An 11,923-nucleotide genomic window follows, 5' to 3' on the forward strand; every position below is an offset into this window, starting at 1 on the left:
GGCCTTAACGACAATCGCGGCAGGAGGGAATCGTCGGGATGCGCGACCGGCCGGGGCGATGGCGTCGGCGGGAAGGATGCCCTGCGCCAGAAAGTGAATAACCCGGCTTTGGGGGCCGGGTTATTCGCTGGAGGATTCTGACTAATGACGTATCTGGTTTAGCCCATCGGCCCGACAAAGCAAGCCGAAAGCGCAGAAGGGAACAAACTTTCATCTGATCCGCAGGCTTCCGTCAAGCCCATGGAATCGCAATAGAAATATACAGGACGCCACGAGAAGGCGACAGTCCGTTTCCGGTGGAAGCACGGATTGGGCAAACGACTCGACCACCGATGGAAGCGACCGGTTTCACCCGCGCGCGCCGCCATGCCCCATGGAGGGATCAGGCGATATCGGGCGAATCGGCCTTCACCCGCGTCATGAGCGCCAATGTGCGCCCCTCATTGTCCTTGAAAAAGGCCATCCACTCCTCCGTGCCATCTTCGTGGCGGTGGATCAGATGCGGCGCGGCGATGAATTCGACTCCCGCCGATTCCAGCGCGAGATGGGTCAGCCGGATGTCGCTCACCTGGAAATAGAGGACGGACTCCCCCTCCGCCCCATCCCTCTCCTCGGTCAGGAACAGCCTGATGCCGCCGCAATCGAAGAAGGCGATGTCGCCGAAGGAATAGAGATGTTCCAGGCCCAGCACCTCACCATACCAGGAACGCGCGGCGGCGATGTCCTTGACCTGGCGTGATATCTGGCCAATCGGCCCGAGCAACGGCGTTTCCATCCCGACCTCCCGTGCATTGAGGGCGCTGTCGCCGGATATGCCCGTCCAGGCGCGCAGTTCGGCCCGACGACGGAGACCGACCTTCGCGAGGATGTTGGCGACATGATATTTGACGGCATTGATGCTGATGCCGCGGCGCCTCGCGATCTCCGGCCCGCTCATGCCATGGCGGATTGCATCGGCGACCCGCCATTCGGCCGGCGTCAATATGTCCGGATGACGCGGACGCCCCCGTTTGCCCGTCCGCCTGCCCGTTGTCGGTTCGCCCGAATGTGCCATGCATCAGGCATAGCGCGGGAAGGCGCCATTTTCCCTACCCCCTGCCCGTCCTGCCGGTCTTTTCCGGCGGGGAGTGAAAATCGAGGCGCCATCCGATAGGGAATCGGGATGACCGGCAGCCGAAAACGAGGGCGCCCCGCCCATCCCGATATATTGACGCCGGGCGAATGGCGGGTGGCAAAGGCGGCCCGCTACGGAATGACCAACCGCCAGATCGCCGAACGCCACGGGATCGGCGTCGAGGCGGTCAAGTTCCACATCGCGAACATCCTGCTCAAGCTGGGCTTGGCACGGCGCCAGGACCTGGCCGGCTGGCCCGGCATGCCGGCCGGCGAACCCGGCCCCGGAGAGGCTGCAATGAACGACCCGACCAAAAAGGCATCGGAACCCGGGCTTCATATCCCGCCCGGCTTCACACGCCTGTTCCCATATATCTTCGCGGAGAATGCGCGGGATTATCTGGCTTTCCTGGAGGAGGCTCTGGGCGGTGAGCTCATCGACATCCACACCGCCCCGGACGACATCGTCCTGAACGCCCATGTCCGCTTCGGCGATACGACGATCATGGTGAGCGAGGCCCGCAACGGGCAGCCCGCAACGCAAGCGACCTTCTATCTCTATGTCGCCGATGCGGACGCCGCCATGGCAGGCGCGATCGCCGCCGGCGGGACGGAGGTCAGCCCGGTCGCCTTCCGGCCCTATGGCGAACGCCAGGGGGGCCTCGGCGATCCATCGGGAAACATCTGGTGGCTTTCCCAGCGGCTCGCGCCAGGCGGCTATTGACGAAAGCGCCGGTCCGTCAGGCCGGCCCTTGCCGAAGCTCCGGGGTTCCGCTTTGATCCGGGATGGTACGGGTGGTCGGACTCGAACCGACATTCTGTTGCCAGAGGCGGATTTTGAATCCGCTGCGTCTACCAATTCCGCCACACCCGCGTGTCGGACCATCGTCGAGGATCGAGGCTATAGGGGCCCCGCCGGCCGATTTCCAGCGGTGATTGGCACCGCGCTTCATGCCTCAACCGGCGACGATCGGATGCTCGGCGCGCACCCCGTCGCACAGCCGTTCGATCGCGGCATTCTCGCGGATCGAGCCCGACGGCATCACCGCCCAGTTGCAATGCGGATGGGTCGCGACGTCGTAGACGCGCACCGGGCCGATCGCGCGGCGCCAGGCGCGGCCGTCGCCGCCATGCGCGCGGAGGAGCCGGTTGACCAGCAGCGCCTGGAGCTGGTGCGCGGTCATGCGGGGCCCGGCCATGGGTCCCCGTCCCTATTGCGCCATCTGGGTCTTGAGCCGCTCGATCTCGATCAGCCGCTGTTCGAGCTCGGGCCGCCAGGAGGCGTTGGCCGGCGCGCGATCGAGCAGGTCGCGCCACACCGCCTCGGCGCGGTCGAGCTGGCCGGCCTGGGCATAAGCGAGGCCCATGAAGAAGGGCGGGCCCGGATGATCGGGCGCGATCGCGGCGGCGCGCTGGAAGGCGAGCTCGGCCGCCGGCGACATCAGCCCGCCGCCATGCACCACCATCGCATTGCCGAGGCCGACCCACAGGTCGGCGCTGTTCGGCCGCTTCTCGAGCGCGCCCTTGATGATGCCGACCGCGTAGAGGTTGAGCCCCTGGCGATGGAAGGCGTCGGCCGCGCTCAGCACGTCGGCATCGCTGCCGACCTGCGCCAGCAGCTTGTCGCGTTCGATGGCGAAGGCGCTGTCGGGCACCTTGGCGGTCTCGGGCGCCGGGGTCGGCTTGCCCGAAAGCCCGGGGCTGCCCTGCCAGGCATAGCCGGCGACGGCCAGGAACAGCGTGGCGGCGACCAGTTCGATCCCGCCCTTCGGCAACCGGCCGAAGCGCCACAACAAGCCCGCGACGATCAGCGCGAGACCGACGAAGATCAACCAGCCGGTCATCAGCCTTTCCTCCGGCGCTTGAGGCGCCCACTCACGATCCAGAGGCCGAGGCCGAGGAACAGGACCGGCACCACGTAGAGCGGCCAGGTCAGCCCGTCGAGCGGCGGCTTGAAGCTCACCCAGTCGCCATAGCGCTCGATCAGCCAGGCGCGGATCGCCTCGGGCTTCTCGCCCGCCTCGATCCGGGTGCGGATCAGCGCGCGCATGTCGCCGGCCATCTCCGCGTTCGAATCGGCGATCGACTGGCCCTGGCAGACGAGGCAGCGGATCGTCTCCATCAGCGCCTTGGCCTGCTTCTCCTTGCCCGGATCGGCGAGCTGCTCGTCGGCATATTTCGCCGCCGGCATCAGCGAGTCGGCGAAGACGGGGGCGGAGACGGCGAGCAGCAGCGCCGCAGCCAAAAATCCTCCCCGCGCGAAGCGGGGGGAGGGGTGCGCCTTCGGAAGAAGGCGCCTGCGGCGCCACCCCTCCACCATCCTGCGGATGGTCCCCCTCCCCCCGCTGCGCGCGGGGAGGATTTCAGGCAAGCCCTTCATCGCGCGTCTCCCAGCGCGGACATGATGCCGGGGACGTCCTCCGGGTTGATCGCGCCGATATGCTGGCGGCGGATGATGCCCTTGCCGTCGACGATGAAGGTCTCGGGCACGCCCGACGATCCGAGCGCGATCTGGACGCTGCTGTTGGGATCGCCGCCGATCGCGCGGAACGGGTCGCCGTTGCGTTCGAGGAAGCGGGCGAGGTCCTCCGGCCGGTCGCGGATGGCGATGCCGTAGACCGGCACCCCGGCCTCGGCGAGCTGGCGGAGCTGCGGCGCCTCGGCGATGCAGGGGACGCACCAGCTCGCGAAGACGTTGACGAGGTGCGGCCGGCCGTTGGTCAGCTCGGCGCTGGTCAGGCCGGGCTTGCCGGGAACCCCCGGGGCCAGCGCGAAGCCCGGCATCGGCTTGCCGACCAGCTTGGACGGGATGGTCTTGCTCTCGGGGCTGATCAGCCCGCTGGCGAACACGCCGAGGAAGACCAGGAACAGCGCCAGCGGCAGCCAGATGAGCAGCTTCCTCATAGGAACTCCCGCGGCGGCGCATGCCGCATCTCGCGCCGGACGCGGCCGATCAGCGACAGGAAGCCGCCGAGCGCGACCAGCCCGCCGCCGGCCCAGATCAGGGTGACGAACGGCTTCCACCACAGGCGGAGCTGCCAGCGGCCCTGCTCGTCGGCGCGGCCGACGACGACGTAGAGCTGGCCGTCGGGGACGGTGGTGATCGCCGCCTCGTTGGTCTCGGTCTGCGGCGAGGGGAAGTTGCGCGTCTGCGGGTGGAGCGTGAACGGCTTGCCGTCGCCGCGCTGCGCGATGACGGTGCCCTCGATCGCGGTATAGTTGGGCCCGGCGACCGGCTGCACGTCGTCGAGCCGCACGCTGTAGGGACCGACGCGGTGCGGCTCGCCGATCCGCGCGGCGACCAGCGTCTCCTTGGTGAAGGCGCTCTCGGAGGCCATGCCGGCCATGCTGACCGCGATGCCGAGATGCGCGATCACCATGCCCCAGATGTAGAGCGGGGTGCGGCGCAGGTTGCGGCCCCAGAGCGGTGCGAGGCTGGCGAGGCCGACCCCGGCGGCGGCGACCAGGCCGAGCAGCGGCAGGATGCGGATGCCGGGCGCCAGCAGGATGACGAGCAGCAGCACCAGCGCCGAGAGCAGCAGCGGGATCGCCAGCCGGGTCAGCGTCGCCTTCAGGTCGTCGCGGCGCCAGCGCATGATCGGCCCGGCCGCCATCACCATGACGAGGATCAGCGCCAGCGGGCCGGCGGCGCTGTTGAAATAGGGCGGGCCGACCGACAGCTTCTCTCCGGTGATCGATTCGGCGATCAGCGGATAGAGCGTGCCGACCAGGACGATGCCGAGGATCGCCGACAGCAGCAGGTTGTTGATGACCAGCGATCCCTCGCGGCTGACCGCGTCGAAGCGCGATCCCTCGCGCACCGTGCCGACGCGCAGGCCGAACAGGGCGAGCGCGCCGCCGATGTAGATGGCGAGCAGCGCGAGGATGAAGGTGCCGCGCTCGGGATCGACCGCGAAGGCGTGGACCGAGGTCAGGATGCCCGAGCGGACCAGGAAGGTGCCGACCATCGACATCGAGAAGGCGACGACGGCGAGCATCACCGTCCAGGCGCGCAGCCCCTCGCGGGTCGCGAGCACGGTTACCGAATGGAGCAGCGCGGTCGCGGCGAGCCAAGGCATCAGCGAGGCGTTCTCGACCGGGTCCCAGAACCACCAGCCGCCCCAGCCGAGCTCATAATAGGCCCAGTAGCTGCCGGCGGTGATGCCGATCGTCAGCAATATCCAGGCGCCGAGCACCCAGGGCCGCATCGCCCGCGCGAAGGCGGTGCCGACGTCGCGGGTCACCAGCGCGCCGACCGCGAAGGAGAAGGCGACCGACAGGCCGACATAGCCGAGATAGAGCGTCGGCGGATGGAAGGCGAGGCCGGGGTCCTGGAGCAGCGGGTTGAGCCCCTGCCCCTCGGCCGGCGCCGGATCGAGCCGGGCGAAGGGGTTCGAGGCGAACAGCAGGAAGGCGTAGAAGCCGAGCCCGATCGCCGCCTGCGCCGCCAGCGTCGCGATCAGCGTGCGCTCGTCGAGCCGCCGCTCGAAGATCGCGACCGCGCCGCCCGCCACCGCGAGGATGGTGACCCACATCAGCATCGAGCCTTCGTGGTTCCCCCAGGTGCCGGCGAATTTGTAGAGCAGCGGCTTGGTCGAGGCGTCGTTGGCCGCGACCAGCGCGACCGACAGGTCGACCGTCACGAACAGGTAGATCAGCACCAGGAAGGCGATCCCGGTCAGGCCCGCCTGGATGATCGCGATCGGCCGCACCGCGGCGAGCAGATCGGTCCGCTGGCTCGACACCCCCATCCAGCCCATGGCGAGCTGGAGCGCGGCGAGCGCCGCCGCCAGCCAGAGGGCGGCCAATCCTGCCTCGGCGATCACTTCGTCCCCTTCTGCTGGGCGCCGTCGGCGTCCAGACTCTCCGTCTTGTGCATCTCGCCGGCGACCTGCGGCGGCATGTAGCGCTCGTCATGCTTGGCGAGGATGTTGGTGGCGACGAAGCTGCCGTCGGGCTGGAAGCTGCCCTCGGCGACGACGCCCGAATCTTCCTTGAACAGGTCGGGGACGATGCCGGTGAAGCGCACCGGCACGGTCTCGACATTGTCGGTGACGACGAAGCGGATCGTCACGCCGTCCGCCTCGCGCTCGATCGACCCCTTCTGCACCATGCCGCCGAGCCGGACCGCGCGGCCGACCTCGACATGGTCCTTCTTCGCGTCGGCGGGCGTGTAGAAATAGGCCGCCTGGTCCTTGAGCGCCGACATGGCGAGCAGCGCCGCGCCGACGATCGCCACGACCGCGAGCAGGGCCAGGATCAGCCGCTGGTTCTTCGCCTTCAACGCCATCAGCCTCGTCTCGTCAGGGCGTCGGCCCGCCGCTCGGCGCGGCGCATCCGCACGAAGCTGGCGCCGAGCACGGCGAGCGTGCCGACGATGGTGATCGCATAGGCCGCGATGATGAAGGGCCAGTGGTTCATTCGGACGCCATCCGCTTGAGCCGCGCCTCGACCTTCGCCTCGGCCAGCATCGCCCGCATCCGCATCAGCACGATCGCCGCGAACAACAGGGTGAAGCCGAGCGTGGTGAGCGGCAGCGGCCACAGGATCGCGCCGTCGATCTTCGATCCGGCAAGGCCGATGCTCTGCCCCTGGTGGAGCGTGCGCCACCATTCGACCGAGTAATGGATGATCGGGATGTTCGCCGCGCCGACCACGCCGAAGATCGCCGAGACGCGGTCGTTGCTGCCGCGCTCCGCCCCCGCCGAGGACAGCGCGATATAGGCGATGTAGAGGAAGAAGAGGACGAGCATCGAGGTCAGCCGCCCGTCCCATTCCCACCAGGTGCCCCAGGTCGGGCGCCCCCAGATCGAGCCGGTGAGCAGGCAGATCGCCGCGAACAGCGCGCCCGGCACCGCGATCGCGCGCGCCGCGACCGCCGCCAGCGGGTGCCGCCAGATGAGCTGCATCAGGCTGGCCACCGCGATCCCGCTCCACCCCGCCATGCCGAGCCAGGCGGCGGGGACATGGGCGTACATGATCCGCACGCTTTCGCCTTGCAGATAGTCGGGCGGCGTCAGGAACAGCCCCGAAACGAGCCCGGCCGCGATCAGCAGCAGTCCCGGCCAGCCCAGCCAGGGGGTCAGCGGTCGCGCGATCGAGAGGAAGCGGGCGGGGTTGGCGAAGATATGCACGGCGCGACGGGGAATAAGGGGTCCCCGCGCGGTTCGCAATGGCCGCGATGGCCAGCCCCGGAACATGGCTTGCGCGCCCCGCCGATCGGCCCCATGGCCCATACCCGCATGGCCGGTTCCCAGCCCCGTTCCTCCCACGCCCTGCAAGGCATCCTGCTGCGCTCGATCGCGGTCGTCTTCTTCGCGCTGATGAGCGCGGCGATGAAATGGGCGAGCGAGGGCGGCGCGAGCCTGGTCGAGCTGGTCTTCTTCCGCTCGGCGGTCGGCCTGCCGGTGACGCTCGCCTGGCTCGCATTGGGGCCGGGCATCGGCGCGGTGCGGACGAAGCGCCCTGGCGCCCACCTGCTCCGCTCGATGATTGGCATGGTCTCGCTGACGATGCTCTACCAGGGGCTGATGCTGCTGCCGATCGCCGACGCGGTGACGATCGGCTTCTCGGCGCCCGCCTTCGCGACGCTGCTGTCGGTGCTGGTCCTGCACGAGAAGGTCGGTCCGCACCGCTGGGCCGCCGTCGCGATCGGCTTCCTCGGCGTGTTCATCGTCGCCCGGCCGTCGGGCAGCGCGCTGCCGCTCGCCGGTATCGTCTATACATTATTGGGCGCCGCCGCCTCGGCCGCCGCGACGGTGACGATCCGCGAGATGAGCCGGGTCGAGACGCACGGATCGATCGTCTTCTGGTTCTTCCTCTCGACGACTTTGGTCAGCGGCGTCGGAATGCTCTTCCACAGCGCGCCGCATCCGCCCTTCACCTGGGCGCTGCTGCTGTTCGGCGGCGTGACCGGGGCGGCGGCGCAATTGCTGCTGACCCGCGCGCTGCAGGTCGCGCCGGTGTCGGTCGTCGCGCCGTTCGACTATACCCAGATCATCTGGGCGGCGCTGCTCGGCTGGCTGATCTGGTCGACCCTGCCCGGCCTCAACACCGCGATCGGCGCGGCGCTGATCATCGCCAGCGGACTCGCCACCGCCTGGCGCGAGCACCGGCTGCACAAGGACATCGTCGCGGCGACGCCGCCGATCGAATAGTTCGATCGGGCGACGCCGCGAAGGGAAGGTCAGCCCCGGCCGATCAGCCGCATCGCCATGCGATCGGCGACGACCGCCGACGGCACGCCGGTCGACGCACTCTCCGCCCAGATCTGCTCGAGCCGCTCGGGGATGAGGGCGACCCGCGCCTCGACCTCGGCGCGGTCGCCCTGGCCGAGATATTCGAGCGCGACGTTGATGATGCCGCCCGCGTTGATCACATAGTCGGGCGCATAGAGGATGCCGCGCGCATGGATGCGGTCGGCGTCCGCCGGGGTGGCGAGCTGGTTGTTGGCGCCGCCCGCGACGACGCCGACCCGCAGCGCCGCGATCGAGCGCTCGTCGAGCACCGCGCCGAGCGCGCAGGGGCTGAGCACGTCGGCCTCGATCGTCATGATCTCGTTCGACGCCACCGCGGTCGCGCCCAGCTCGTCGGCCAGCGCCTGGGCGCGGCGGGCGTCGACGTCGGCCAGGGTCAGCCTGACGCCGTCCTTCGCCAGCAGTCGGGCGAGCCCGCCGCCGACGCTGCCGACGCCCTGCACCGCGACATGGACGCCGGCCGGGTCGGCCTTGCCCAGCCCGCGCGCGATCGCCGCGCGGACGCCCAGATAGACGCCCTTCGCGGTGGTCGGCCCCGGATCGCCGCCGGCATGGCCGGCCGCCACGGGCAGGCCCGATACGTGCCGCGTCTCCTTCGAGATCGCGACCATGTCGGCGTCGCTCATCCCGACATCCTCGGCGGTGATGTAGCGGCCGCCGAGCGAATCGACGGCGCGGCCGAAGGCGGCCAGCATCTCCGGCGTCTTGGTGCGCAGCGAATCGGCGACGATCACCGCCTTGCCGCCGCCCATCGGCAGCCCCGCCATCGCGTTCTTGAAGCTCATGCCGCGCGACAGGCGGAGCGCGTCGGTGATCGCTTCCGCCGGGTCGGCATAATGCCAGAAACGGGTGCCGCCCGCCGCCGGCCCGAGATGGGTCGAGTGGATCGCGACCACCGCCGTGAGGCCGGACGCGGCGTCGCGGAACAGGTGGACGCCTTCATGCTCGTCGAAATCGGGATAGGTCCAGGGAGCGGTCATCAGGCCCTCGTATAATTGCGCGTAATTTAATTACTTATTCTAGTAATAATATTATTCCCCCGTCAAGGCGAGTCGGAAATGGCGCGGAGTATCTGCGCCTCAAAGCCAGGGTCGCCACCATGGCCGATCTCCGCAACCGACACGGCGGCGGCGCCCGTCAAATCACCGCGCGCACGGCTAAATATTTATACGGCAATGCCGTATTATCTACTTGCACCTTGTACGGCATTACCGTACAAAAAAACATGCACACCGTGATCGAAACCGCCGCCTATCTGGCCGCCGCCAAGGACGCGGGCATGGACGCCGCCGAACAGGCTGCGGTTGTTGATCTGATCGCGGCCAACCCGGAAGCGGGTGACGTGATGCCGGGTTGCGGCGGGGCTCGGAAGCTGCGCGTTGCCAAGCCCGGCAAGGGCAAGTCGGGCGGCTATCGCGTAATCACCTATTTCGCTGGCGAGGATGTACCGGTTTTTCTCCTGACCGTGTTCGGCAAGAACGAAAAGGCGAATCTGACCAAAGGCGAACGCAACGCGCTGGCGGGGCTGACGAAAAGGTTGCGGGACACATTGTAGAGGCTTTTATGACCAAGAGTGCATTTGATAAAATCGCGGCCGGGCTGGAAGATGCGATTGCCTTCGCCGAAGGCGACGCCGGCCGGGGCCGCGTCGCCGCCCCTCTCGACGTAAAGGCGATCCGCGAAGCGACCAACAAGACGCAGGCGGCTTTCGCGAGCACCTTCCACCTTCCGATCGGGACCGTCCGCGATTGGGAGCAGCATCGCCGCCAGCCGGACGCTCCGGCGCGCGTTCTGCTGTCCTTGATCCAGGCCGCTCCCGAAACGGTGGAAAAGCTGATCGAGAAGGCTGGGCTGTGAGCGCGCGGCGCAGGCGCCGTACGAGCTGGACGGACGACTACCGCGCACCTGTTCAATCGAACGGAGCGCCGCCAGTCTGATGACCAGGTAGGTCATTGAAAAGGTGGGGCGATCGACGGGGATTGAACCCGCAACCTCCGGTACCACAAACCGGCGCTCTAACCAATTGAGCTACGATCGCCACGGGCGCCAGCGGGCGCCGAGATGGCGCTCCATAGGGAAAGCGCCGTTGCGACGCAAGCGGACATGATCGGGCTAACTCTACTCTTCCATTTTTATAAGGTTTGCCTACATCGGTGAAAGCTCCTTAAAGGCCGTCCCGTGCTGTCCCAACGAACCCGATATGCGATCCGCGCCCTGCTCCATCTCGCGGATCATCACGGCGAAGGGCCGATCCAGCTCGCCGAGATCGCGGAGCGGCAGAATATTCCCGCCAAATTCCTGACCGTCATCCTGTCGGAGATGAAGCGCGCCGGCTTCGTCGAGACGATGCGCGGCAAGGAAGGCGGCTACTGGCTGTCGCGCGCGCCGACCGAGATCACCTATGGCGACATCGTCCGCGCCACGCGGGGGTCGCTGGCGCTGGTGCCGTGCGCGGCCCGGCTCGCCTATACGCCGTGCGATCATTGCATCGACGAAACCGAGTGCCGGCTGCGCGGCGTGATGCTCTCGGTCCGCGACGAAACGGCGAAAATTCTCGACCAGTTGTCGCTGGCGGAATCGATTCCGCTATAGCCTCCGCCCGCCGGGGTCCGACTCCGCAACGATCCCGGTTTCTCGCCGCTCCCGCGCCCGTGAACCCGCGCTGAACGGTTGCGGCAAGCCGTTGCGGATGCGCGCTTAAGCCTTCGATTCATGTCGATTTTCCGTTGACCCACCCCTGATCAACGTTATGTCAGCCAAAGGAACGGCGTTCGAGCCGGGCCGATAATATGCTTTGGGAGCTGCTCGAATGAAGAAGCTGAGCCTCGTTTTCGTTGCTGCCGGCCTGATGGCTCTGGCCGCCTGCAACAAGCAAACCCCGGCTGAGAACGCCGCCGACAACGCCGCTGCCGCCCTGGACAACCAGGCCGACGCGCTCGAGAACGCTGCCGACGCCGCCACCAATGAGGCGACCGAGAGCACGCTCGAGAACGCCGCCGACGCGGCTGCCAACGCGGCCGACGCCGTCAAGGATTCGAAGTAATCGCCGGCTCCGCAAGGGGCCACGATTACCGAACGAGATGGGCGCCCCTCGGGGCGCCCATTTTTTGTGCCTGGAAGCCATCCGGTCATTCGCCGCCAGCCTGGACCGGCCCACGCTCCAACGGCATCAGATCGGCCATTCCAAGCCCTTGTTTTACAGCGACTTCCGGGTCGTCAGCCGATCGCTCACCACCGTCATCGTGAAGATCGGATCGGCGTCGGGCGGCACCTCGCACACCGCATCGACGAAGGCGGCGCGGGTCTCGGGGTCCTCATAGGTCATCTTGCGGTCGAAGGCGTAGCGCCAGGTCGCCTCGTCGGGCCATTCGGCATAGCCGACGAAGCGGCCGTCGGCGTCACGGTGCAGGCGCGACCCGTAGCTGCCGTAGATGTCGCGGATCAGCTCGGTCCCCCGCGTCCAGGCCCGGATGAACTGCTCCTCCTTGCCCGGATGCACCCGCCACCAATAGACCGCGACGAACATCGGCTTCTCCTCTCCCGCGCCCGCATTT

Annotated in this window: 17 protein-coding genes and 2 tRNA genes; 6 read left to right on the plus strand and 13 right to left on the minus strand. The window is 68.0% G+C overall.

The window, feature by feature from the left end; genetic code table 11:
* Nucleotides 1–382: 382 nt before the first annotated feature.
* The gene (locus tag HRJ34_RS11740) at nucleotides 383–1,054 is read right to left on the minus strand and encodes a VOC family protein (protein ID WP_081876193.1); all 672 of its coding nucleotides are present in this window, start codon (nucleotides 1,052–1,054) and stop codon (nucleotides 383–385) included.
* Nucleotides 1,055–1,162: 108 nt separating this feature from the next.
* Here HRJ34_RS11740 and HRJ34_RS11745 point away from each other — a divergent pair, with 108 nt between their 5' ends.
* Nucleotides 1,163–1,837, plus strand: coding sequence for a LuxR C-terminal-related transcriptional regulator (locus tag HRJ34_RS11745; RefSeq protein ID WP_081876194.1), 675 nt, complete (start codon nucleotides 1,163–1,165; stop codon nucleotides 1,835–1,837).
* 63 nt (nucleotides 1,838–1,900) lie between these two features.
* Here the strand turns inward: HRJ34_RS11745 and HRJ34_RS11750 are convergent.
* The 9 genes from HRJ34_RS11750 to ccmC all read right to left on the minus strand — a co-directional run bounded on the left by HRJ34_RS11750 (nucleotide 1,901) and on the right by ccmC (nucleotide 7,247).
* Nucleotides 1,901–1,987, minus strand: a tRNA-Leu gene (locus HRJ34_RS11750).
* 82 nt (nucleotides 1,988–2,069) lie between these two features.
* Entirely contained in the window at nucleotides 2,070–2,312 is a 243-nt protein-coding gene (locus HRJ34_RS11755) for a hypothetical protein (protein WP_016747163.1), read from the minus strand.
* A gap of 12 nt (nucleotides 2,313–2,324) precedes the next feature.
* Nucleotides 2,325–2,957, minus strand: coding sequence for a tetratricopeptide repeat protein (locus HRJ34_RS11760; protein WP_012050177.1), 633 nt, complete (start codon nucleotides 2,955–2,957; stop codon nucleotides 2,325–2,327).
* Nucleotides 2,957–3,358, minus strand: a complete 402-nt coding sequence (locus tag HRJ34_RS11765) for a cytochrome c-type biogenesis protein (protein WP_029992902.1) — start codon at nucleotides 3,356–3,358, stop codon at nucleotides 2,957–2,959. Before HRJ34_RS11765 ends, HRJ34_RS11760 begins: the two co-directional genes overlap by 1 nt.
* A gap of 131 nt (nucleotides 3,359–3,489) precedes the next feature.
* The gene (locus HRJ34_RS11770) at nucleotides 3,490–4,017 is read right to left on the minus strand and encodes a DsbE family thiol:disulfide interchange protein (RefSeq protein WP_012050175.1); all 528 of its coding nucleotides are present in this window, start codon (nucleotides 4,015–4,017) and stop codon (nucleotides 3,490–3,492) included.
* Nucleotides 4,014–5,939 carry a heme lyase CcmF/NrfE family subunit gene (locus HRJ34_RS11775; RefSeq protein ID WP_208634187.1) on the minus strand — a complete coding sequence of 642 codons (1,926 nt, stop codon included), beginning with the start codon at nucleotides 5,937–5,939 and terminating at the stop codon, nucleotides 4,014–4,016. The genes HRJ34_RS11770 and HRJ34_RS11775 overlap by 4 nt, the downstream gene beginning before the upstream one ends.
* A complete protein-coding gene (ccmE, locus tag HRJ34_RS11780) occupies nucleotides 5,936–6,397 on the minus strand; it encodes a cytochrome c maturation protein CcmE (protein WP_029549021.1) in 462 nt (153 codons plus the stop codon). The genes HRJ34_RS11775 and ccmE overlap by 4 nt, the downstream gene beginning before the upstream one ends.
* A 5-nt stretch (nucleotides 6,398–6,402) precedes the next feature.
* Nucleotides 6,403–6,534, minus strand: coding sequence for a heme exporter protein CcmD (locus HRJ34_RS11785; RefSeq protein WP_208634188.1), 132 nt, complete (start codon nucleotides 6,532–6,534; stop codon nucleotides 6,403–6,405).
* Entirely contained in the window at nucleotides 6,531–7,247 is a 717-nt protein-coding gene (gene ccmC, locus HRJ34_RS11790; protein WP_012050172.1) for a heme ABC transporter permease CcmC, read from the minus strand. Before ccmC ends, HRJ34_RS11785 begins: the two co-directional genes overlap by 4 nt.
* 108 nt (nucleotides 7,248–7,355) lie before the next feature.
* On the opposite strand from ccmC, the gene HRJ34_RS11795 reads away from it, so the two are divergent.
* Complete coding sequence (locus HRJ34_RS11795; protein WP_226949166.1) at nucleotides 7,356–8,270, plus strand: DMT family transporter; 915 nt, start codon at nucleotides 7,356–7,358, stop codon at nucleotides 8,268–8,270.
* Nucleotides 8,271–8,299: 29 nt separating this feature from the next.
* On the opposite strand, the gene HRJ34_RS11800 is transcribed toward HRJ34_RS11795, so the two are convergent.
* Complete coding sequence (locus HRJ34_RS11800) at nucleotides 8,300–9,349, minus strand: Glu/Leu/Phe/Val family dehydrogenase (protein WP_029992901.1); 1,050 nt, start codon at nucleotides 9,347–9,349, stop codon at nucleotides 8,300–8,302.
* A gap of 119 nt (nucleotides 9,350–9,468) precedes the next feature.
* Here HRJ34_RS11800 and HRJ34_RS11805 point away from each other — a divergent pair, with 119 nt between their 5' ends.
* Nucleotides 9,469–9,924, plus strand: coding sequence for a type II toxin-antitoxin system RelE/ParE family toxin (locus HRJ34_RS11805; protein ID WP_226949167.1), 456 nt, complete (start codon nucleotides 9,469–9,471; stop codon nucleotides 9,922–9,924).
* A gap of 8 nt (nucleotides 9,925–9,932) precedes the next feature.
* A complete protein-coding gene (locus HRJ34_RS11810; protein WP_208634190.1) occupies nucleotides 9,933–10,226 on the plus strand; it encodes a helix-turn-helix domain-containing protein in 294 nt (97 codons plus the stop codon).
* A gap of 104 nt (nucleotides 10,227–10,330) precedes the next feature.
* On the opposite strand, the gene HRJ34_RS11815 is transcribed toward HRJ34_RS11810, so the two are convergent.
* A tRNA-His gene (locus tag HRJ34_RS11815) sits at nucleotides 10,331–10,407 on the minus strand.
* A gap of 140 nt (nucleotides 10,408–10,547) precedes the next feature.
* Between HRJ34_RS11815 and HRJ34_RS11820 the strand changes: the two genes are divergently transcribed.
* Both HRJ34_RS11820 and HRJ34_RS11825 read left to right on the plus strand, forming a co-directional pair.
* Nucleotides 10,548–10,961: an RrF2 family transcriptional regulator gene (locus HRJ34_RS11820; protein WP_012050169.1), complete on the plus strand. Its 414-nt coding sequence runs from the start codon at nucleotides 10,548–10,550 to the stop codon at nucleotides 10,959–10,961.
* 217 nt (nucleotides 10,962–11,178) lie between these two features.
* Nucleotides 11,179–11,412: a hypothetical protein gene (locus HRJ34_RS11825; RefSeq protein ID WP_012050168.1), complete on the plus strand. Its 234-nt coding sequence runs from the start codon at nucleotides 11,179–11,181 to the stop codon at nucleotides 11,410–11,412.
* A gap of 153 nt (nucleotides 11,413–11,565) precedes the next feature.
* On the opposite strand, the gene HRJ34_RS11830 is transcribed toward HRJ34_RS11825, so the two are convergent.
* Nucleotides 11,566–11,895: an antibiotic biosynthesis monooxygenase family protein gene (locus HRJ34_RS11830; protein WP_012050167.1), complete on the minus strand. Its 330-nt coding sequence runs from the start codon at nucleotides 11,893–11,895 to the stop codon at nucleotides 11,566–11,568.
* Between the last annotated feature and the right edge of the window lie 28 nt (nucleotides 11,896–11,923).

The organism is Rhizorhabdus wittichii (genome assembly GCF_017607425.1).
Classification (GTDB): Bacteria; Pseudomonadota; Alphaproteobacteria; order Sphingomonadales; family Sphingomonadaceae; genus Rhizorhabdus; species Rhizorhabdus wittichii.

Excerpts from the sequence above, each read along its gene's own strand:
- HRJ34_RS11740 (WP_081876193.1), bottom strand. The coding sequence starts at position 1,054 with ATGGCACATTCGGGCGAACCGACAACGGGCAGGCGGACGGGCAAACGG.
- HRJ34_RS11745 (WP_081876194.1), top strand. The coding sequence starts at position 1,163 with ATGACCGGCAGCCGAAAACGAGGGCGCCCCGCCCATCCCGATATATTG.
- HRJ34_RS11755 (WP_016747163.1), bottom strand. The coding sequence starts at position 2,312 with ATGGCCGGGCCCCGCATGACCGCGCACCAGCTCCAGGCGCTGCTGGTC.
- HRJ34_RS11760 (WP_012050177.1), bottom strand. The coding sequence starts at position 2,957 with ATGACCGGCTGGTTGATCTTCGTCGGTCTCGCGCTGATCGTCGCGGGC.
- HRJ34_RS11770 (WP_012050175.1), bottom strand. The coding sequence starts at position 4,017 with ATGAGGAAGCTGCTCATCTGGCTGCCGCTGGCGCTGTTCCTGGTCTTC.
- HRJ34_RS11785 (WP_208634188.1), bottom strand. The coding sequence starts at position 6,534 with ATGAACCACTGGCCCTTCATCATCGCGGCCTATGCGATCACCATCGTC.
- HRJ34_RS11795 (WP_226949166.1), top strand. The coding sequence starts at position 7,356 with ATGGCCGGTTCCCAGCCCCGTTCCTCCCACGCCCTGCAAGGCATCCTG.
- HRJ34_RS11800 (WP_029992901.1), bottom strand. The coding sequence starts at position 9,349 with ATGACCGCTCCCTGGACCTATCCCGATTTCGACGAGCATGAAGGCGTC.
- HRJ34_RS11805 (WP_226949167.1), top strand. The coding sequence starts at position 9,469 with ATGGCCGATCTCCGCAACCGACACGGCGGCGGCGCCCGTCAAATCACC.
- HRJ34_RS11810 (WP_208634190.1), top strand. The coding sequence starts at position 9,933 with ATGACCAAGAGTGCATTTGATAAAATCGCGGCCGGGCTGGAAGATGCG.
- HRJ34_RS11825 (WP_012050168.1), top strand. The coding sequence starts at position 11,179 with ATGAAGAAGCTGAGCCTCGTTTTCGTTGCTGCCGGCCTGATGGCTCTG.
- HRJ34_RS11830 (WP_012050167.1), bottom strand. The coding sequence starts at position 11,895 with ATGTTCGTCGCGGTCTATTGGTGGCGGGTGCATCCGGGCAAGGAGGAG.